The following is a 19,467-nucleotide window of genomic DNA, read 5'->3' as shown; positions in this document are numbered from 1 at the left end:
TATCTTGGGAGGTTATTTTATGTTACAACAATACAAACGAATTCTAGTAGCGGTGGATGGATCAAAAGAAGCGGAGCGCGCGTTCCAAAAAGCGATCCAAGTGGCAAAACGAAATGATGGTTCCCTTGGACTTGTTCATGTTATCGATACACGTGCTTTTTCATCAGTGGCGAATTATGACACGAGCATGGCGGATAAAGCGACAGAATATGCGGATGAACTTTTAAGTGGTTATAAAGAAGATGCTTTAAAAGCTGGCGTAACAAACGTAGAAACTTACATTGAATATGGCTCCCCGAAAACAGCGATTACTAAAGAAGCTGCAAAAGCATTCCAAGCTGATTTAATTATGTGTGGTGCAACCGGTTTGAATGCGGTTGAACGTTTACTTATTGGTAGTGTTTCTGAGTACATTATTCGTCACTCCCCTTGCGACGTGCTTGTTGTGAGAAATGATGAACCTGAGTATGTAGAGTAAAGAAAAAGCACATTTCTGATTAACCAGGAATGTGCTTTTTAAAATTTAATTATTAAAAATTACGCCTATCAATTCGATAGGCGTAATTCATTATGCGCGCTCAGCTTTAATCCGTTCAACATCACGTGCAATCATTAATTCTTCATTTGTTGGGATAACAATAACTTTAACTGGCGAATGCGGGTAGTTTAGGAATGCTTCTTCGCCGTGAACTTGGTTAAGTGCTGGATCCCAGTAAACGCCCATGAATTCTAAGCCGCGTAAAACACGTTCACGAATGAAAGAACTGTTTTCACCGATTCCAGCTGTAAAGATGATAGCATCAACACCGTTCATGCGCGCTGCATAAGAACCGATATATTTATGGATACGGTCAACAAAAACTTCCAGCGCCAAATCAGCGCGTTCGTTTCCTTTTGAAGCTTCTTGCTCAAGGTCACGAAGGTCGCTTGAAATACCAGATACCCCAAGCATGCCTGATTCTTTATTCAAAACGTCTAAAACTTGTTCAGCCGTTTTTCCCGTTTTTTCCATAATGAAAGGAATAAGTGCTGGGTCAATGTTTCCTGAACGAGTTCCCATGGAAACCCCTGCAAGTGGCGTGAAGCCCATTGAAGTATCCATCGATTTACCGCCTTCGATAGCAGCGATACTTGCGCCATTTCCGAGGTGACATGTTAATAGGCGTAATTCTTCTACAGGACGACCTAGAAGCTCTGCCGCACGTTCCGATACATATTTATGACTTGTACCGTGGAAACCATATTTACGAATGCCATAATCCTCATAATAGCTATACGGCAAGCTGTATAAGTAGCTCGCTTCTGGCATCGTTTGATGGAATGCTGTATCAAATACAGCAACCGAAATAATATTAGGTAAGATTTTTTTGAAAGCTTTAATTCCGGTTACGTTCGCAGGATTATGAAGCGGCGCAAGCTCGGAAAGCTCTTCAATATCTTGAATAACTTGTTCATCAATAAAAATAGAATCAGGGAATTTTTCTCCACCATGTACAACACGATGACCAACACCTGTAATTTCATCATAAGATGCGATAATGTTGTTAGAAATTAATTTTTCTAGTAGCATTTGAACGGCTACTTCATGATCCGGAATATCTGTTGTTTCGGTGATTTTCTCTCCGTCTACAGAAATCGTGAAGATTGAATCCTTTAAGCCAATACGTTCGACAATACCTTTCGTAATGACTTCCTCAGAGGGCATGTCATAAAGTTGAAATTTGAGTGATGAGCTTCCAGCGTTAATCGCAATTGTTTTTTCCATTTTGTTTTGTTCAATTCCCTTCTCGTTTATTTTCACGGAACCAATCTTCAATCTGTGCCAAGATCGGCGCAGTAATGCGCGGATCAGAAAGTGAAGATAGATTGGCCAGTAAAACTTCTTTTGGCTTACGGACATTGTCTCCGTCTTTTTGTAACATTAAAATGCTTTTTCGTGCTTCTTCTGACTTAAATAGAGAATCAGGTAACTTGATGATTCCTTGCATATAGCCATATTTTTTTACAAAGCGATCTAGTTTTGCAAAATCGGCTGTGCTAAACATGGCATCTGGCACAAGGAAAAATAAATAGCCGCCTGGTTTTGTGTAACGCATCCCTTGCTCGATAAATAAATAGTGAGCAAATGAATGTCCGTCTGTTCGGTGTAACTCAAAATCTTCCGCACGTGTATCATTCGGATAGTAGCCAATAGGCAAATCGCTGATCACAACATCTACTGGATCAACTAATAAATTGCTAAGACCATCCTGATGAATCAAATTGACTGGTACACCTTGCAAATCAGCACTCACAAGGGCAAGCGAAATAAGCAAATCATCCACTTCGACACCAGTAGCCGCAACCGAAACGTTATCTTTTAATGTCAGTTGGTTCATCATCGTTGTTAACAAGTTGGCCGTTCCAACAGCTGGATCAAGCACAGTGATTTGTTCTCTTGATTTCATAGCCTTTTCCACTAAATACGTTAAAATAAAACCAATCGAATCCGGCGTCATTTGATGATTCATTTGAATTCCATGCTTCATGCCTTTTAAAAGCGCGAGTTGAAAACTTTTACGAATATCTTCTGCTGCAAAATCCGCTAATTGAATGGTGTCATATTGCGCCATCAATTTTTTGACTTGCTCATCGGATAATTCGTCTTTTTGCAAAACTTCATGTTGAAATAAATTCTCGCTAGTTTCATAAACGGCTTCCAAATAGCTCATTTCAAGTGCATTTTGCAAAATAATTGCCGTTTCATCAAGCACTTGGAATATTTCCGGAGTTGCTGTATTTCCCAAAAATAACACCTCGAATTTTTTTCATTACTAACACCACAAAATATTATACAGCATTTCCTACCAACTTAAAAGCATTTTCTTTTAAAGAAAAATGCTCTTTTAATACAGTTTCTAGGCAAAATTGATACAGGAAAACAGCTCCCTATCACAAGACAGAGAGCTGTTAAACAAGAAGCTTTACTATTTGCCATCAAGGCGACTGGTTTTATTAGGCTTGTTTAGCACTTTCAATCGCTTTTTCATAGTTTGGATGATTCGTTCCCTCTGGCACATACTCCGCATAAACAATTTTACCTGATGCATCTACAACAAAAACGGCACGGGCGAGCAAGCGTAACTCCTTCATAACAACCCCGTAAGCTTCTCCAAACGACAAGTCGCGGTGATCAGAAAGTGTAATCACGTCTTCAAGTCCGGAAGAAGCACACCATTTCTTTTGGGCAAAAGGTAGGTCAACCGAAATCGTTAACACAACCGTATTTTCTAACCCACTCGCCTCTTCATTAAAACGGCGAGTTTGTTGTGAGCAGACACTCGTATCAATCGATGGTATGACGCTAATGATGCGCACTTTGCCGTCAAAATCATGTAGCGTGACTGGTTCTAAATCCCGATTTAACACCGTGAAATCAGGCGCCAATGCTCCAACTTTTTGTTCGCTACCTAGAAGTGTTACCGGATTCCCTTTAAATGTTACATTTGCCATAAAAATCTCCTCCTTTAGCTTTCCACTTCTCTATTGTAGGGAAAATTTGTCCTTCAAGCCATTAATCTGCTTTCAGAAAGCGCCATTAAATTTTCATGGACAACGGCTGTTTTTTCCATCAAATCTGCAACACCTTGCTTGTGCGGCGTAAAGGCAACAACGAAGTAAAGCGGCAAAATGGTTTTTTGGATAAATCTCAAGGCACCTTCGCGAAATAAAACGTTGAGCCATGTTAATTTTTCGCTGTCTTCTCGAATGACTTTTAACCCAAAAATTATTTTCCCAAGTGTTTGCGCGAAAAACTTTGTCATTAGAATAAAATACAGCAAGAAAAGAATGGTTTTGACGAAACCAACCAAACTAAAAAGTCCGCCTGACATGTCAACTTGTAATATGCGCAAAACCGGATTGACAATTATCCCATTTAAAGCGGCAATCACAATTAAATCCACGATATAGGCAAAAAAGCGAATCCAAAATCCGGCGAAATAGGGTTTTGGTATTTTCCGAAAAGGTGAACTTGGCGCTTCGTAATGATAAACTTGTCGTTCTTTTTCTTCCAAAATAATCCCCTCCTTATTCTCCGTAAAGATACATCATGCGTGGTGCTTCAAGCGTGCCGGTTTGCTTCATAATCGCGATTAAATCAGCATTTTTTCCGCTTAGCGAAGTAGCGGCGCTTGAGAAGAAACTGCTAAAGCCTGTTGGTGTATCATATTTAAAAACCGTTGCGTCTTGTAGATCATAATCTTTTTGTAAAGCGGCGAGAGCGGTTTCTTGATAGCCGAATTCATCAATCAAGCCGTTTTCCTTTGCTTGGCGACCATCATAAATCCGACCGTCGGCGATTTTTCTCACTTCTGCTTCTGGCATGCCGCGTCCTTCTGCGACAACTTGAACGAATTCATTATAGGAATCATCAATCATACGTTGCATAATTTGCTTCTCTTCAGAGGTCATCGGTCTTGAGCCACTCATGATATCTTTATATTCACCACTTTTAATGGTATTGTCAGAAATTCCTACTTTTTTCATCAATTCACTATAATCATAGCCACGCATAATAACGCCGAGCGACCCAGTTAACGTTTCTTTACTTGCAAAAATTTTGTCGGCCGGTGCCGAAATATAATAACCGCCTGATGCGGCCATACTTCCCATCGAAACGTAAAATGGAATTTTTCGTTCAGCTTTAATTTGCAAGATTTTATCACGAATTTGTGCGGATTCCATCACTCCACCACCAGGTGAATTGACATAAAGCAATACAGCTTTCACTTTGGTGTCTTTTCGAACAGCTTCAAGCTCTTCCATAAATGTAACATGATTATAACCTGTTGAACTAAATAACGATGCGTCTTCTCCCGTGTTTTGAATGGTGCCATCTACAGATAAAATCGCTACCTTATCGGCATCTCCGGTTTTAATTTCTTCTTCTGTTAATTCATTGTTAGAAAGTAGCGAACTCACAACGCTTTTTGTACGCTGTTCTTCCTTGTCACTCGTTAAAAATGTAGAGGTGATTTTTGCAACCCCTGAGATGATGACGATAACAAAAACAAGTAACAGTGCAATCCATCGTTTAGCATTCATTATTTTCTCTCCTTTTTTATTTACAGATAATGTAAGTGTATCAAGAGAAAAACATCTCGACAACTAAAAATTTTCAGTTTTAAAAAGCAATCTTTTGAAAAGCATGATATGATAATAAAGAAGATTTTCTACTAAAATTTTGAAATTGCCACTGGAGGGACAAACATGTCAAAACAAATTTTCCACTTTTCTTACCGGAAAACCGAAGAACTGCATAAAATCGCGAAAGATTTAAAGAAAATCACAACAGATTATGGTTTTGAACTAACAGAAGACTATCAAAAAGCAACCGTTATTATTAGTATCGGTGGTGATGGTGCTTTTCTAAAATCCGTTCGTGAAACAAATTATCGTCAAGATTGCTTATACGCTGGGATTGCTCTAACTGAACAGCTCGGTCAATATTGCGACTTCCATATCCATCAATTAGATGAAATCATCAAAGCGGCTTCTGAGGAACGCTGGCTCGTTAGAAGATATCCAACGATTTACGGAACCGTGAACAATACGAAAGCTTTTTATGTACTAAATGAGTTTAACATTCGTTCTTCAATTATCCGAACGCTAACCATGGACCTTTACATTAACGGTAGCCACTTTGAAACATTCCGTGGCGATGGCATGGTTATTTCAACGCCAACTGGAAGTACGGCTTACAATAAGTCTGTTAATGGCTCTATTGTTGACCCTTTACTCCCTTCTATGCAAGTTAGTGAACTAGCATCACTCAACAACAATCGTTTCAGAACGCTCGGTTCATCGTTCATTTTAAGTCCAAAACGCAAACTTAAAATCGTCCTAGGTTCTGAAGGAAACAATGAATTCCCTCTTATCGGCATGGACAGCGAAGCACTAAGTATTCAACACGTCCACGAAATCAACTTAGAAGTCGGCGACCGTTTCATCAACATTATTAAACTTCCAGACAACTCTTTCTGGGACAAAGTAAAACGCAATTTCTTATAATGAATAAAAGAACCTGCCAAATGGTAGGTTCTTTACTTATTAAAAATCAGCGTACAGATTCTTTTAAAACGGCAACTAGCAAAGCTTTTTGCGCATGCAGCCGATTACCCGCTTGCTGATAAATAAGCGAATGCAGCGGATTATCAATGACCTCACTACTCACTTCTTCGCCGCGGTGTGCAGGTAAACAATGCAGGAAGTGATAATCTGGTTTTGCGTGGCTTGCTAGCGTTTCATTTACTTGATAATTTTCCCCAAAAGTTTGTAATCGTACTTGATTTTCCTCTTCTTGCCCCATGCTCGTCCACACATCTGTGTAGATGAAATCGGCATCGTTTACTGCGGTAACTGGATCGGCAGTGTGCTCTATACTTGCCCCACTATTTGCCGCGAGTTGCTTCGCGAGCGCCAGAATGTTAGGACTTACAGCGAAATTTTCTGGCGTTGCAAACGTCATATCAAGCCCCACCTTCGCACAGGCAAGGAGTAGCGAATGACAAACATTATTTCCGTCGCCAACATAAGCCAGCTTTACGCCATCAAACCGATCTTTCACTTCAAAAATGGTGAGTAAATCCGCTAGCGCTTGGCACGGGTGATGCAGATCGGTCAGCCCATTTATAACCGGGATTTTAGCGTGCGTCGCAAGTTCTTCAACATTTTCATGACTGAACGTTCGAATCATTATAGCGTCCAAATATTCATCAAGCACGTTAGCCGTATCGATAATCGGCTCGCCCCGCCCAATTTGAAGCTCTTTTGCGTTCATCACAATCGCTTGTCCACCAAGTTGCAAAATCCCCGCCTCAAACGAAACACGCGTCCGCGTTGAAGGCTTATCGAAAATCATGCCAAGAATTTTCCCGCTAAGCGCGTGGCTATAATCGGCAGGGTTTGTTTTCATATCAAGTGCGACCGTAAGCAAATCCAAAATCTCCTCTTTTTCCCATTCCAAAAGTGTCAATAAATCTTTCCCAACTGTTTTCTCCGCTTTTATTTGCATGTTTTCACCCTTCTTTCAAAATTTTTTGTAGAACTAAAAATGCAGCATCGAGCTCCTGCCGTGAAACCGTGAGTGGTGGCATAATTCGCACAACCTTTTCTCCCGCGCTTAAAAGCAACAAACCGTTCTCCCTTGCCTTTTGAAGGATACCTCCTGCATTCGTTTGAAGTTCAATGCCTAGCAAGAAACCTTCGCCGCGGACTTCCTTCACGACCTCGTATTCTGTAAGCGTAGCTAACTTCCCTCTGAAATAAGCTGCCTTTTCTCTAACCTCTGCTAGAAAAGCAGCATTTGAAATTTGCGTCACGACCGTTTCAGCCGCTGCCAGCACAACTTGATTCCCACCAAAAGTTGAGCCATGCGTTCCATTTGAAAAAGTAGCAAACAATTTCGCGTCACCAACTATCGCACCAATTGGTAAGCCATTCCCGAGCCCTTTTGCAAGCGTTATAATATCTGGTTCAATTCCAGCCTGTTCATACGCGTACATCGTTCCAGTGCGCCCCATTCCCGTTTGTACTTCATCTACAATGAGGAGCGTTCCGTTTTGCTTACATAACCCCGAAACTTTCTGCAAAAATTCATGACTCGCCGGGTGGACACCACCTTCACCTTGCACAATTTCAAGCATTACCGCGGCCACATCTTTATCCAATAAATTTTGAAAAGTAGCGAAGTCATTGTAAGGCGCATAAATGAAACCTTCTAGCATCTTTCCAAAACCAGTTTTCACCTTTTCTTGTCCCGTCGCCGTCATTGCCCCAAATGTTCGCCCGTGAAAAGACTGCTCAAATGTAATCATTTTCGTACGTCCTGTATGCTTTCTAGCAAGCTTAATTGCCGCTTCATTTGCCTCGGCACCACTGTTGCAGAAAAAAGCATATGTTAAATTCCCCTTCGCAAGTAGCGCCGCCACACGTTCTTGCTTTTGGTTTAAAAATAAATTAGATGTGTGCCAAATTTGGTCTAGTTGCGCGCTAACCGCCTGATGTACTAAAGGATTAACATGCCCCAAATTGCAAACCCCAATTCCACTCGTAAAATCTAAATAATGTTTGCCTTGTTCATCGTATACCACAGTACCGCTTCCTGAAACTAGCTCAATTGGCAAGCGTTGATAGGTTGGGAATAAATGTGTCATGATGTCGTTACCTCCTGTTTTATTTGCGTTCCTGCTATACCAATTTGGCTTGTGATGAAAACATTTTCGACGCCACTTTGAATAGCGAGCTTGGCACTTTCAAGTTTGGGAATCATGCCACCACTAACATCTCCATTTTCAATCAAAAAATTAATTTTATTTGTCGTCATATCGCGTAAAACAACATTATTTTGTTTGACACCCGGAACATCAGTTAGCAGGTAAAAGGTACGCGCTTGCAGAGCTGACGCTACAGCGCAAGCAGCCGAATCAGCGTTTACATTCCACCACTGTTGGTTTTCGTCAATGCCGAGCGGTGCGAGTAGGAGAACCGAATTGACCGCTAACAGTTCCATCAGCAATCCCGCATTTACCCGCTTTATTTCGCCAACAAATCCTAGCCCCGCCTCATTTGCCGGCATCGCTTCAAGCAAACTCGCATCGCCTGCATTTAGACCAAGGAGCGGAATATTTTCTTTTTGAAACTTTGCAGAAATTTCCGGTTGTACTTGCCCAATCAACACCATTTTTGTAATCTCAAGCGTTTCTTTCGTCGTCACCCGTCGCCCATTTTTCATCTCAACCGGCATGTTTAGGCGCGCCATCATTTCGCTAATGTATTTCCCACCACCGTGAACCATCACAATTTTCTTGTTTTCCAGACGCCATTTTTGAATTTGACCAAAAAACTGCTCATCTAACGCCTGACTCGCCAGTCCACCAAGTTTCACAACAATGATATCTTCCATCAACACAACTCCTTCACGTCCGGTAACAGGCGTTAATTTTGACATATTCATAACTCAAATCACAGCCCCAAGCAAGACCCGTTTCAAGTCCCACATGCAGATCCACTTCAATCCGAATCAGCTCCGCTTCCCGCAAATAATCTTGTAGCGCCGCTTCCGAATACTTACAAGCTTCACTCTTGTTTAAAATAAGGTGTGGCCCTACGCGAATCGAAATGTAGTCAGGCGAAAACCTGCCGCCAGAATACCCAATCGCACAAATGATGCGCCCCCAGTTCGCGTCACCGCCAAACATTGCCGTCTTCACCAAACTCGAAGAAACAATTTTTTTCGCAATCATCCTCGCGTCAAGTTCGCTCGTCGCCCCATTAACAGCCACCTCAATAAGTTTCGTTGCACCTTCACCGTCACGAGCAATCGCCTTTGCCAAATGTTCAAAGACCACATATAACATATCCGAAAATTTTTTAAATTCAGGATTTTCTTCTGTCAATGCTTCGTGTTCGGCAAGACCATTCGCGAGTACAATTACCATGTCATTTGTTGATGTATCTCCATCAACTGTAATTTGATTAAACGTTTCATTCACTAATTGTTTCACTAGCACTTGCAAAATTTCACTTGAAATATTGGCGTCAGTCGTCAAAAATGCCAGCATCGTTGCCATATTCGGATGAATCATTCCAGATCCTTTCGCAACACCGCTCAGCGTCACAAGTTGTCCGCCAATCATGTCCTGCACTACTATTTGTTTTTCTCGCGTATCTGTGGTTAAAATGGCTTCCTCGAAATCACTTGCCTGACCATGTTTTAACCGCAACATTTTAATCCCATTCGTGATTTTATCGAGCTCCAAAAACTCCCCAATTACGCCCGTTGAACAGACAGCGACCGCCTCATTCGCGACACCCAATTGCTTCGCCGCACAGTCTTGCATATAAAAAGCATCTTCGAGTCCCCGTTTTCCCGTGCATGCATTAGCATTACCGCTGTTTACGACAACCGCTTGGAGCGTGTCACTTACTTTCATCGCCTGTTTCGTCACTTGAATTGGTGCCGCCTGAATTTGATTGGTCGTATAAACAACCGCCGCACTTGCTGGAACTTCCGAAAAAATCCAACCTATATCTTTCCTCTTCCGTTTTAATCCCGCATGCTTTCCGTCTGCATAAAAGCCTTTTGGCGATGCAATGCTCCCTTTGATTACTTCCATGTAAAAGCTCCCCTTTCTAAGGAAAAATCGGCGAATGAAGGAGCCCAGTACTTTCCTCCAAACCGAACATCAAATTTAAATTTTGAACAGCCTGCCCAGAAGCCCCTTTTACTAAATTATCCAGCACAGAAACGACAGTTAAAATTCCTGTTTCAGTATTATACGCCAGCCCAATATCACAGAAATTTGAGCCAATAACATGTTTAATATTTGGCAGCTTGCCGAGCGGCTGAATCCGAACAAACTTTTTCTGTGCAAAAGTAGTTTGCAAAATCGCTTCGCACCGCCTAGCCTCCACTTCATCAAGTGCAAGATAAATCGTCGATAAAATGCCCCGCGCAACTGGCAAAAGCGACGTTGAAAATTGAATTTTAGGGCTCAACTGATTTCGCTGCTTTAAAATTCGCATGATTTCTGGAATATGCTGATGCTCGTTCAATTTATAGACACTCAGATTGTCATGAACATGAACAAAATGATTCGCCTCACTTGGCACCTTCCCCGCTCCTGAAGCGCCTGATTTCGCATCAATCACAATCGGACTAGAAAGCTTCACTTCTGAAATGAGCGGCAATAGCGGTAATAAAACAGACGTGGCATAACACCCAGGATTCGCGACCCATTTCGCCGCCAAGTTTTGCCTAAATTCCGCCAAGCCATATGCCATTTTTTCTAAATAAACGGCATCCGCCGGCGCTTTGTTATACCATTTTTCATAGCTTTCTGCCCCTAACCGAAAGTCGCCTGATAAATCAATCACCGGAAAACCAGCTTTCATAAACGGAATTGCTGCCGTGCTCGAAACACCAGCTGGAGTTGCAAAAAAAACGCAATCAGCTTGTGCCATAATGCGTTCTGGGATGACTTCTTCTAAAATGCCGCTGTATATCGATTTTAAATGTGGAAAAAGCGTCGTAATTTCTATACCGACATTTGAATAATTATGTATAGAAACGATATCAAAGTTCGGATGATTATGCAAAATCCGAATCAGCTCTAAACCGCTATAACCTGTTGCTCCTACAATAGAAACTTTCATGCACATCACCCCATATCTGATTTTCAAAATATTAATACTCATTATAATATTGTATATTTATAATGTCAAATGGTTTTTTATAAAAAAAACAAAAAACCTTAAATCAAAGTGCTATCACTTCAATTTAAGGTTTTCGTTAATTTGGCTTTCTTATTTTAAAAATTATCCATTTGCTAAATACGTAATTCAGTACGAGAACCACGATATTTACCAATATTTTCGCCCACGTTTCGTTCATGTAGAAAACGTCAATGAACACGACCATTAGGGCCATATCGATTAGAAAAGTAATAAATCGAAATCCTACAAATGACGTAAATTCAGCTAATTTTTCTCTAAAACCAGGTGTATAGCTTTCGAATACATACTTTTTATTTGAAAAATAAGCAAATAGCACAGATAAAATCCACGCTATCGTATTGGCAAGTCGGTAATCCCACTCCAAGAAAGAAGCAAAGAACCAAAAGGAAACAACATTGATAACCGTTGCAAATCCTCCCATAACAAGATACATAAAAATACTATGAATCTTCTCCGTATACCACGGGAACGTTTGAATTAACCAATTTTTCAGCTTTTCCATCTAGCAGCCTCTCTTTCTAGTTAAAATAAGTCTGCAAACTCATCTTTGATTTCAGCCTCTTCCGCTACTTCCACAGAAAATGTTTCAATTCCTGCTAAAGCTTTGTCGATAAGCGCATCGAAATCAATGAAACTTTCATAGTGCAAGACTTTCTCTAATTTTGGCTTTGTTTTTGGTGCTGCTGGCGTAAAAATCGTACAACAGTCTTCAAACGGTTGAATGGAAAGCTCAAATGTATCAATGTCTTGCGCAATCTTAATGATTTCATTTTTATCCATCGATACAACCGGTCGAATAATCGGCGTTGTCGTCACTGCATTAATAGCTAGCATACTTTCTAGCGTTTGACTCGCCACTTGGCCCAAACTCTCGCCATTTACAATGGCAAGACCATTTCGCTTTTGCCTAAGCAAATCCGTAATTCGGAGCATCAGACGCCGCGTGACGGTCATGATATAGCTTTCCGGCACTTGTTTCTTAATAGTTTCTTGAATTTCTGTAAACGGCACCACATGCATTTGAATTTGCCCGCTATATTTCGCAATCTTACGCGCCAAATCAATCGCTTTTTGCTTCGCCTGTTCGCTCGTGTACGGTGGACTATGGAAATGCACCGCTTCTACCTCAACACCGCGTTTCATCGCCAGATAACCCGCAACAGGACTATCAATTCCACCAGATAACATGAGCATCGCACGCCCCGAAGAACTAACTGGCAAACCACCAGCCCCTAAAATCGTTTCGCAGGATAAAAACACGCCGTCTGAACGGACTTCAACGTTTAGTTTCAAGTCTGGCTTTTTGACATTAACCGATAAATCTTCTAGGTTTCGAAGCACAAAAGCACCGACTTCTTGATTGAGCTCGTTTGAATCGAGCGGGAAGTCACGAAAACTCCGTCTAGCCGCCACTTTAAACGTGCCACCCGCTTGATGATGTGCCTTCACAAGTTCGTAAGCCGCTTCGTTTATTTTAGCCACATCAAGTTCAGCTTTCACGACGGGACTAAATGATTGAATCCCAAAAATCGGCTTTAAACGTTCCATCGCAAGCTTATAATCCGCGCCGTTCAAATAGAGCTGCATCCGGTCGCGTTCGCCGTGCACTTTAATTTCTGGCATATCCTTTAAAACGCGCTTAACATTCGTCGCCAGGCGCGCCACAAATTGTTTGCGATTTTTTCCTTTTGTCGATAATTCGCCGTAACGAATTAAAATACGTTCGAATTTCATTATTTCACCACTTCATTAATTTTTTGTAAAATATCTTTTAAAATTCCAATAAATTGTTCCGCTTCATAGCTTGTATTTTCATAAGATAAGCTTAGCCGAATGGCCCCCGTCGCCTGGTTTTCCGGGACTTTCATTGCGTGGAGCGTACTGCTTTCAAGCTTAGCGCGCGAGGAGCAGGCACTTGTGGTCGAAACAAAAACCTCCTTTTCCTCCAAAGCGTGAACAAGCACTTCGCCGCGTTGCTTTTTAACGGAAAAACAAATGATTTGCGGCGCGGAACTAGCTGCATCAGTATGAATCGTGACACCGTCAAGCTTGCTAATTTCTGCTAGTAGGAAGTCGCGTAAATTGGTCAAATTAGAAACTTTCTTCTGGAAATCTTCGAGCGATAAACGCATTGCTTTGGCAAGCGCTACTATGCCTGCTGTATTCTCTGTGCCGCTCCTTAACCCCAGCTCCTGACCACCGCCAAGCATTTCTGGTTGGAGGTTTAGCTTGTTTTTCTTGTATAGGACACCTGTACCACGCAAACCGTGCAATTTATGCCCAGAGATGGACATCGCATCAATTTTCACAAGGTCAAGCTCCATTTTTGCGAATCCTTGTACGTTATCAACATGGAAAAGCGGCATTTCTGTTTCTGCTAAAAGATCGGCCACTTCTTGAATGGGCTGAACCGCACCAACTTCATTATTAACATGCATAATCGACACTAAAATCGTATCTTTACGTAATGCTTTTTTTAAATCTTCAAGGCGAATTTGCCCGGTTTCTGTCACTGGTAAATAAGTCACGCTAAAGCCGTTTTGTTCGAGCTCTTGCATCACATTTTTAACCGAAGGGTGTTCGACTTGTGTTGTAATAAGATGTTTACCGCGATTTTGATATGCATGGGCAATGCCTTTAATGGCTAAATTATTACTTTCTGTTCCACCTGATGTGAAAATAATTTCTTCAGTGCGAGCCGACATGAGTGTCGCAATTTGTTTCCTCGCTTCCTCGTGAAGCTCCCGCACTTTTTGTCCAAATTTATGCAAAGAAGAAGGGTTAGCGAAATAATGGCTCGCCACTTTTGTATATGTTTCAAGTGCTGCTGCATAAGGCTTTGTCGTAGCACTATTATCAAAATAAATCATTTGGGACATGCGCCTCCTAAAAGTTATCCTTCACTATTTTACCACACATGTCAAGAAAAAGAAGTACAGACTGATGGCAAACGACGAAGAGTGCCGTTTGTCATCAGTCTGATTGTCTTTAATAAACAAAATTGATTACACCTCAGAAAATGCTTTTTCGATTTTCTTAAATGCACCGACTTCCACTTTTTCAAGTGCGGTGACAGCAATTTCAAGTGCTTTTTTGTATTGGAAATCTTCGTAGAAATGCTGTTCTGCTTTTTTGAGTTCCGCATCAAGCTCTTGACTTTCAAAGCGATAACGGTTCGCGTATTGAATAACCGACTCAACAAGCGCCGCATTTTCAATAATCTCAGCGACCTTACCCGAAATATGTTCTAAATCTTCTTTCGCAGTTTGCCAGTTTTTCGAAACTGTTTTCATTTTAAGCGGGCGATCACTCAAACTTTCTTCCATTTTTTCAAGCGCTTCATACATATGTGCTTCAAGTTCATCATATTCAGCTGGAACACCAGGCAGGCGCGCTCGGTCAATTTGGCGCTTCAGTTGTACCGTTTGACGCTTCATACGCTCCATATCTTCACGCGCTTCAAGTTCATCTTTTCTAAGCGAGCGTAAATCCTCGCCAATTTTATCTTGCTCAACTGCAATAGTTAACAGTTTATCGTCAATCTCTTTTAATGCATCTTGAATGACAGAATAGGCCATCTTTTGCTCGCTAAGCTTCGCAAGTGTTTGGCTGAAAATCTCTTTTTGATCCGCGAGATTTGCTGAAGTGGCAAGATAAGTCGCAAGCTCTTCTTCAGAAACATGGTACGTTTCTTTCACTTCCGCAATTTGTTCAGCAAGTTTCGCTGAAAGTTCAATTTGCGCCTCAAGTTTATCAGAAACTGCAGCGCGGTTTTCACTAACAAAATTTTTCGCATGAACTTCGCCTTCAAGCGCATCATAAAACAAATTAATTTCCGTATGTATTTCAGCAATTAACGTTTCCGCATCAGAAAGTTCCCCCTTTAGCACGAGGTCATTGGCTTTCTTCACTTGATCCGTCAATCTCGCATGTTCTTTATCAAACTCAAGTTGTTCCAAAAAGTAGCCAGCCTGTATCATTTCCGCATAGCCCTCTTTAAGCTGCTCTAAATCGCCCGATAACACTGTTTCGGTTTCATGTAGCAGTTTCGGCGTCTTCTCCATTTCTTCTTCTAAAACCTGTAAATCTTTTTTGGCTAAAATAATAATTTCGCGAGCCTCTAAATGATCCCCTTGATCCGTGTAGTCATCATAGCGGTTAATTTTTTCACCCGCTTCATTAAGTGCCGCCTCATAACGTTCAAGCGTTCCACCAAGCTTAAAACCTTGTGTTAAAATCACGCGACGCATTTCCGCTAACTTTTCCTTCGTCGCCCGGCTTTCCTGCGCATTTTTTTCCTCGCTCGTTAGAAGTTCCTTTAAGCCGTTTAAAATTTGATTCATCTGCCGGTCAATCATAACTAGCATCTGCTCTAAATCATTTTCATTTTGGGTCGCCGAGCCAAAACGGTACTTATCCGTATTCATCTCTGCTTCCATCAATACTTCTTCAACATCAGGGAAAAGTCGCGTTTCAATTTCATCCCATGACCTTCTCCAAGATTCAAATAATTCTTCCGTTTGCCCCGTCAATTTTAATTTTTTCACTTTTGAAAGCTCATCAATTACTGGACGATCCCTAAGCGCCAATTTTTGCTCCTCAAGTGAATTAATTCTCGTATAATGTTTCTTTTTTAGTAAATAGCCAGCGCCGAAAAGGGCAATAGCAACAAGTATTATCCCTATTAAAATATAAAAAAACATCCAAAATCCTCCATTTCCACAAATGCTGTCCTTAGCTTTCTTACAAAGCCCTAATTAAAGTGCTAGGCACGACCTAATTCATCCTTTATTCTACCATGATTTAGAAAATTTTACTCCCGTTAACTTCATTTTTTTGAAAAAAAGTCATTCTGCTAGAAGCTACTTTTTAAATTATGCTATACTTCTTGCATAAATGAACATAGAAATGTGGTGAAATTATGATTGAAATCCCAAAATTTCAAGGCTCAAAAGAACAAAATTACGAACTAGCCTTTAAACAAGTGGCTGCACTCATTCAAGGTGAATCAAACATGATCGCGAATTTAAGTAATGTATCCGCCCTTTTAAATCAAGCTTTAGACACTATTAATTGGGTTGGTTTTTATTTATATGAAGAAGAGAGCGATCAACTTGTTCTCGGTCCATTTCAAGGTCTCCCAGCCTGCATTCGTATTCCGAACGGTCGAGGCGTTTGTGGAAGTGCATTGAAAGACCAGAAAACGTATATCGTTGAAGATGTTAACGCCTTTCCCGGACACATTGCTTGTGATGCGGCGAGTCAATCCGAAATTGTGATTCCTCTTTCAAAAAACGGCAAAATGATTGGCGTGTTAGATATCGACAGCCCTATCACATCACGTTTTGATGCAACTGATCAAAAATGGCTTGAGAAAATGAGAGACTTAATCATCGCTGAAATCAGTTGACAATACTGGTGTTTTTATACTATACTAGAAGGCGTGTAAAATGCAGCTTGTTTGATGAGCTCTAGTAAGTTGTTTACCCCCAGATTTCTGTGGTATATTGTGTAACCCTGCGGCTGCATAGGTGAAGATATATGAAGGTAAACTGCCCTAGCAGTGATGCAAACTCGTTTGTTTTATGCCAAAAAACAAATTAAAAGGAGGAGTCTTTAATGGCTCGATACACTGGTCCAAGCTGGAAAATTTCCCGTCGTCTTGGGATTTCACTTTCCGGTACTGGTAAAGAATTAGAGCGTCGTCCGTACGCTCCAGGACAACATGGTCCTAACCAACGTAAAAAAATGTCTGAATATGGTTTGCAACAAGCTGAAAAGCAAAAATTGCGTCATATGTATGGACTAACTGAACGTCAATTCAAAAACACGTTCAACAAAGCAGGCAAACTTCAAGGTAAACATGGTGAAAACTTCATGATTTTACTTGAACAACGCCTTGACAACTTGGTTTACCGCATGGGTCTTGCGCGCACTCGTCGTGCAGCTCGTCAACTTGTAAACCATGGTCACATTCTAGTAGACGGAAAACGTGTTGATATTCCTTCCTACCAAGTTTCTGTAGGTCAAGCAATCAGCATTCGTGAAAAATCTGCTAAAAACTCTGCAATTGCTGAAAGCTTAGAAGTATCTAGCTTCGTACCTGAGTACGTAACATTTGATGCTGATAAATTAGAAGGTTCTTTAAACCGCCTTCCTGAGCGTTCTGAACTTGCTGCTGAAATTAATGAAGCGTTTATCGTTGAGTTCTACTCTCGTTAATCGTCTAATGACACTTCAGTCAAAACCCTTTGCTTCTTGCAAAGGGTTTTTTTATATGACAATCACACTTTCAAAACTGTAAGCCAAACATTCCACTTTGTCATCTACATCGAGGGAATCCCCTACTTTCGCTTGCTATACTACATTTATACAATAACAAAAGAAAGTTGGTATTTTTTATGAAAGCATTATGGGGTACAATTATTACAGTGGCTGTTTTAGCCTTACTTATTGGTGGAGGCTACTATTTTATGAATTATAATCACATCGGGGCAGACACTTACTATACAAAAATCACAACAGATGGCGAAAAAGAAAATGAACATGCCCAATCCACACGTTATAACTACTCGCTTCCGGGCTTTAATGAAGACGGTGAGAAAAAAGAGCTTGATTTTTCTGCCATTAAAAACTTGCGCAAAGGCGCCTACTTGAAAATCTATACCAAACCGATAAAAGGCGTTACTTCCTATGAAGAAGTTCAAAAAACAGACATTCCAAAAGAAGCACAAGAAAAAGTTAATTAAAAAAAGGAATTTCACTGGTTAAAGTGAAATTCCTTTTTTTGATTTACGCGTAACGGACTAAGAAATATTTTTTCTTTCCGCGTCTAACAATCGTAAATTGTCCTTCAATGCGGTCAGAAGCACCAATTACTTTTTCAAGGTCTTGCGTCCGCTCTCCGTTAATATAAATGGCACCATTAGAAATATCCTCGCGCGACTGGCGTTTAGAAGGCTCGATACCAAGATCAACTAGCCAATCAACTAATTTTGCTTCATCTGTTCCCGCTTCAAAAGTTGGCACATCTTTAAAACCTTGTTCAATTTCTGCTGCCGTCAAACTCGCTACATCGCCACTGAAAAGCGCCGCCGAAATTTTTATCGCCTGACTAAGAGCCGCCTCATCATGGATGAATTTTGTCATTTCTGCCGCAAGCGTTTTTTGTGCCGCACGCAAATGAGGCTCTTCTTCTACTTGACGTGCTAAATCGTTAATTTCTGTCTCAGACAAGAATGTAAAGTATTTTAAGTATTTCACGACATCACGGTCATCTGTATTAATCCAAAATTGATAAAATTCATATGGCGTTGTTTTTTCTGCGTTTAACCAAATTGCGCCGCCTTCTGTTTTCCCGAATTTCGTTCCGTCTGCTTTCGTTAAAAGTGGAATCGTTAAGCCGAATGCTTTCGCGTTTTCACCTTGTTTTTTGCGGATTAAGTCGAGGCCTGCCGTAATATTTCCCCACTGATCGGAACCGCCGATTTGCAAGCGGCAATTGTTGTGTTCATATAGATGATTGTAATCCATCGCCTGTAAGATTTGGTAAGCAAACTCCGTAAACGAAATACCGACCTCTAGACGGCTTGCTACGATATCCTTGGCAAGCATTGTATTCACGTTAAAGTTTTTCCCGTAATCACGAAGAAAATCAAGTACGGATAAATCCTTTGTCCAGTCATAGTTATTCACCATGGTTGCAGCACTATTTCCCTCGAAGTCAAAAATTTGACCAAGTTGGGCGCGTAAACTTGCGACGTTTTGATTAATTTGTTCAAGCGATTGCAGCTTGCGCTCTTCTTTTTTGCCACTTGGGTCTCCAATCGTTCCTGTAGCGCCGCCAACTAAAATAATCGGACGGTGACCAGCGTCTTGAAAGCGACGCAAAATCATAAAGGGAATTAAATGTCCAATATGCATGGAATCTCCTGTTGGGTCAATGCCGCAATATAATGAAATGGACTCTTTTGCGGTTAATTCGCGCAAGCCAGCCTCATCTGTCTGCTGATAAATTGCTCCGCGCCATTCTAGTTCATCGATAATATTCATTTTAAAACCTTCTTTCTCGTTTTTAGTCAATAAAAAAGCCCTCCGCTAAAAATAGCGAAGGGACGTGTTAACGTGGTACCACCCAACTTTGAACTTCATTGTTTAACGGTTTTTAACCGGCTGCACTGCTGCAACGTG

20 protein-coding genes are annotated in these 19,467 nt (G+C 41.0%); 5 read left to right on the top strand and 15 right to left on the bottom strand.

Annotated elements, in window-relative coordinates; all coding sequences use genetic code 11:
- Positions 1-19 precede the first annotated feature (19 nt).
- Entirely contained in the window at positions 20-478 is a 459-nt protein-coding gene (locus CFS60_RS01750; RefSeq protein WP_088808872.1) for a universal stress protein, read from the top strand.
- A gap of 90 nt (positions 479-568) precedes the next feature.
- Here CFS60_RS01750 and CFS60_RS01745 read toward each other — a convergent pair whose 3' ends face one another.
- The 5 genes from CFS60_RS01745 to sppA form a co-directional block, all read right to left on the bottom strand.
- Entirely contained in the window at positions 569-1,765 is a 1,197-nt protein-coding gene (locus tag CFS60_RS01745; protein ID WP_088809074.1) for an acetate kinase, read from the bottom strand.
- Positions 1,766-1,775: 10 nt separating this feature from the next.
- Entirely contained in the window at positions 1,776-2,786 is a 1,011-nt protein-coding gene (locus tag CFS60_RS01740; RefSeq protein ID WP_088808870.1) for a class I SAM-dependent methyltransferase, read from the bottom strand.
- A 208-nt stretch (positions 2,787-2,994) separates the two neighbouring features.
- Positions 2,995-3,492, bottom strand: coding sequence for a thiol peroxidase (tpx, locus tag CFS60_RS01735; RefSeq protein ID WP_088808869.1), 498 nt, complete (start codon positions 3,490-3,492; stop codon positions 2,995-2,997).
- 53 nt (positions 3,493-3,545) lie between these two features.
- Complete coding sequence (locus CFS60_RS01730) at positions 3,546-4,055, bottom strand: RDD family protein (RefSeq protein WP_369823169.1); 510 nt, start codon at positions 4,053-4,055, stop codon at positions 3,546-3,548.
- Between the two features lie 13 nt (positions 4,056-4,068).
- Complete coding sequence (gene sppA / locus CFS60_RS01725) at positions 4,069-5,085, bottom strand: signal peptide peptidase SppA (RefSeq protein ID WP_088808867.1); 1,017 nt, start codon at positions 5,083-5,085, stop codon at positions 4,069-4,071.
- A gap of 165 nt (positions 5,086-5,250) precedes the next feature.
- On the opposite strand from sppA, the gene CFS60_RS01720 reads away from it, so the two are divergent.
- Positions 5,251-6,051 carry an NAD kinase gene (locus CFS60_RS01720; protein WP_088808866.1) on the top strand — a complete coding sequence of 267 codons (801 nt, stop codon included), beginning with the start codon at positions 5,251-5,253 and terminating at the stop codon, positions 6,049-6,051.
- A 46-nt stretch (positions 6,052-6,097) separates the two neighbouring features.
- Here the strand turns inward: CFS60_RS01720 and argF are convergent, their stop codons facing one another.
- The 9 genes from argF to CFS60_RS01675 all read right to left on the bottom strand — a co-directional run bounded on the left by argF (position 6,098) and on the right by CFS60_RS01675 (position 15,980).
- The gene (argF, locus tag CFS60_RS01715) at positions 6,098-7,054 is read right to left on the bottom strand and encodes an ornithine carbamoyltransferase (RefSeq protein WP_088808865.1); all 957 of its coding nucleotides are present in this window, start codon (positions 7,052-7,054) and stop codon (positions 6,098-6,100) included.
- A gap of 4 nt (positions 7,055-7,058) precedes the next feature.
- On the bottom strand, positions 7,059-8,195 hold the full coding sequence (locus CFS60_RS01710) for an acetylornithine transaminase (RefSeq protein WP_088838746.1): 1,137 nt from the start codon (positions 8,193-8,195) through the stop codon (positions 7,059-7,061).
- A complete protein-coding gene (gene argB, locus CFS60_RS01705) occupies positions 8,192-8,944 on the bottom strand; it encodes an acetylglutamate kinase (RefSeq protein ID WP_088808863.1) in 753 nt (250 codons plus the stop codon). The genes CFS60_RS01710 and argB overlap by 4 nt, the downstream gene beginning before the upstream one ends.
- A 13-nt stretch (positions 8,945-8,957) precedes the next feature.
- Positions 8,958-10,157, bottom strand: coding sequence for a bifunctional glutamate N-acetyltransferase/amino-acid acetyltransferase ArgJ (gene argJ, locus CFS60_RS01700; RefSeq protein WP_088808862.1), 1,200 nt, complete (start codon positions 10,155-10,157; stop codon positions 8,958-8,960).
- A 16-nt stretch (positions 10,158-10,173) separates the two neighbouring features.
- On the bottom strand, positions 10,174-11,196 hold the full coding sequence (argC, locus tag CFS60_RS01695; RefSeq protein WP_088838745.1) for an N-acetyl-gamma-glutamyl-phosphate reductase: 1,023 nt from the start codon (positions 11,194-11,196) through the stop codon (positions 10,174-10,176).
- Positions 11,197-11,332: 136 nt separating this feature from the next.
- Positions 11,333-11,779: a GtrA family protein gene (locus CFS60_RS01690; RefSeq protein ID WP_088808860.1), complete on the bottom strand. Its 447-nt coding sequence runs from the start codon at positions 11,777-11,779 to the stop codon at positions 11,333-11,335.
- Positions 11,780-11,799: 20 nt separating this feature from the next.
- Positions 11,800-13,011 carry a tRNA uracil 4-sulfurtransferase ThiI gene (gene thiI, locus CFS60_RS01685; RefSeq protein ID WP_088815231.1) on the bottom strand — a complete coding sequence of 404 codons (1,212 nt, stop codon included), beginning with the start codon at positions 13,009-13,011 and terminating at the stop codon, positions 11,800-11,802.
- Positions 13,011-14,147, bottom strand: coding sequence for a cysteine desulfurase family protein (locus tag CFS60_RS01680; RefSeq protein WP_088838744.1), 1,137 nt, complete (start codon positions 14,145-14,147; stop codon positions 13,011-13,013). Before CFS60_RS01680 ends, thiI begins: the two co-directional genes overlap by 1 nt.
- Positions 14,148-14,282: 135 nt before the next feature.
- Positions 14,283-15,980, bottom strand: coding sequence for a septation ring formation regulator EzrA (locus tag CFS60_RS01675; protein WP_088838743.1), 1,698 nt, complete (start codon positions 15,978-15,980; stop codon positions 14,283-14,285).
- Between the two features lie 218 nt (positions 15,981-16,198).
- Here CFS60_RS01675 and CFS60_RS01670 point away from each other — a divergent pair, with 218 nt between their 5' ends.
- The 3 genes from CFS60_RS01670 to CFS60_RS01660 all read left to right on the top strand — a co-directional run bounded on the left by CFS60_RS01670 (position 16,199) and on the right by CFS60_RS01660 (position 18,026).
- Positions 16,199-16,687 carry a GAF domain-containing protein gene (locus CFS60_RS01670; RefSeq protein WP_088808856.1) on the top strand — a complete coding sequence of 163 codons (489 nt, stop codon included), beginning with the start codon at positions 16,199-16,201 and terminating at the stop codon, positions 16,685-16,687.
- 209 nt (positions 16,688-16,896) lie between these two features.
- Complete coding sequence (gene rpsD, locus CFS60_RS01665) at positions 16,897-17,499, top strand: 30S ribosomal protein S4 (protein WP_088808855.1); 603 nt, start codon at positions 16,897-16,899, stop codon at positions 17,497-17,499.
- A gap of 179 nt (positions 17,500-17,678) precedes the next feature.
- A complete protein-coding gene (locus CFS60_RS01660; RefSeq protein WP_088808854.1) occupies positions 17,679-18,026 on the top strand; it encodes a YxeA family protein in 348 nt (115 codons plus the stop codon).
- A gap of 43 nt (positions 18,027-18,069) precedes the next feature.
- Here CFS60_RS01660 and tyrS read toward each other — a convergent pair whose 3' ends face one another.
- Positions 18,070-19,329 carry a tyrosine--tRNA ligase gene (tyrS, locus tag CFS60_RS01655; protein WP_088809073.1) on the bottom strand — a complete coding sequence of 420 codons (1,260 nt, stop codon included), beginning with the start codon at positions 19,327-19,329 and terminating at the stop codon, positions 18,070-18,072.
- Positions 19,330-19,467 lie beyond the last annotated feature (138 nt).

This window comes from Listeria sp. ILCC792 (assembly GCF_900186135.1).
In the GTDB taxonomy this organism is placed as follows: domain Bacteria; phylum Bacillota; class Bacilli; order Lactobacillales; family Listeriaceae; genus Listeria; species Listeria goaensis.
The sequence above is the reverse complement of the archived record's forward strand: the minus strand, read 5'-3'. Positions and strand labels throughout refer to the sequence as shown.

Bases quoted from the DNA above. Each gene is read 5' to 3' on its own strand.
- CFS60_RS01690 (WP_088808860.1), bottom strand. From the start codon at position 11,779: ATGGAAAAGCTGAAAAATTGGTTAATTCAAACGTTCCCGTGGTATACG.
- tyrS (WP_088809073.1), bottom strand. From the start codon at position 19,329: ATGAATATTATCGATGAACTAGAATGGCGCGGAGCAATTTATCAGCAG.
- CFS60_RS01675 (WP_088838743.1), bottom strand. From the start codon at position 15,980: ATGTTTTTTTATATTTTAATAGGGATAATACTTGTTGCTATTGCCCTT.
- CFS60_RS01660 (WP_088808854.1), top strand. From the start codon at position 17,679: ATGAAAGCATTATGGGGTACAATTATTACAGTGGCTGTTTTAGCCTTA.
- CFS60_RS01680 (WP_088838744.1), bottom strand. From the start codon at position 14,147: ATGATTTATTTTGATAATAGTGCTACGACAAAGCCTTATGCAGCAGCA.
- argF (WP_088808865.1), bottom strand. From the start codon at position 7,054: ATGCAAATAAAAGCGGAGAAAACAGTTGGGAAAGATTTATTGACACTT.
- thiI (WP_088815231.1), bottom strand. From the start codon at position 13,011: ATGAAATTCGAACGTATTTTAATTCGTTACGGCGAATTATCGACAAAA.
- CFS60_RS01670 (WP_088808856.1), top strand. From the start codon at position 16,199: ATGATTGAAATCCCAAAATTTCAAGGCTCAAAAGAACAAAATTACGAA.
- tpx (WP_088808869.1), bottom strand. From the start codon at position 3,492: ATGGCAAATGTAACATTTAAAGGGAATCCGGTAACACTTCTAGGTAGC.
- argJ (WP_088808862.1), bottom strand. From the start codon at position 10,157: ATGGAAGTAATCAAAGGGAGCATTGCATCGCCAAAAGGCTTTTATGCA.
- rpsD (WP_088808855.1), top strand. From the start codon at position 16,897: ATGGCTCGATACACTGGTCCAAGCTGGAAAATTTCCCGTCGTCTTGGG.
- argB (WP_088808863.1), bottom strand. From the start codon at position 8,944: ATGGAAGATATCATTGTTGTGAAACTTGGTGGACTGGCGAGTCAGGCG.
- argC (WP_088838745.1), bottom strand. From the start codon at position 11,196: ATGAAAGTTTCTATTGTAGGAGCAACAGGTTATAGCGGTTTAGAGCTG.
- CFS60_RS01745 (WP_088809074.1), bottom strand. From the start codon at position 1,765: ATGGAAAAAACAATTGCGATTAACGCTGGAAGCTCATCACTCAAATTT.
- CFS60_RS01710 (WP_088838746.1), bottom strand. From the start codon at position 8,195: ATGACACATTTATTCCCAACCTATCAACGCTTGCCAATTGAGCTAGTT.
- CFS60_RS01750 (WP_088808872.1), top strand. From the start codon at position 20: ATGTTACAACAATACAAACGAATTCTAGTAGCGGTGGATGGATCAAAA.
- CFS60_RS01720 (WP_088808866.1), top strand. From the start codon at position 5,251: ATGTCAAAACAAATTTTCCACTTTTCTTACCGGAAAACCGAAGAACTG.
- sppA (WP_088808867.1), bottom strand. From the start codon at position 5,085: ATGAATGCTAAACGATGGATTGCACTGTTACTTGTTTTTGTTATCGTC.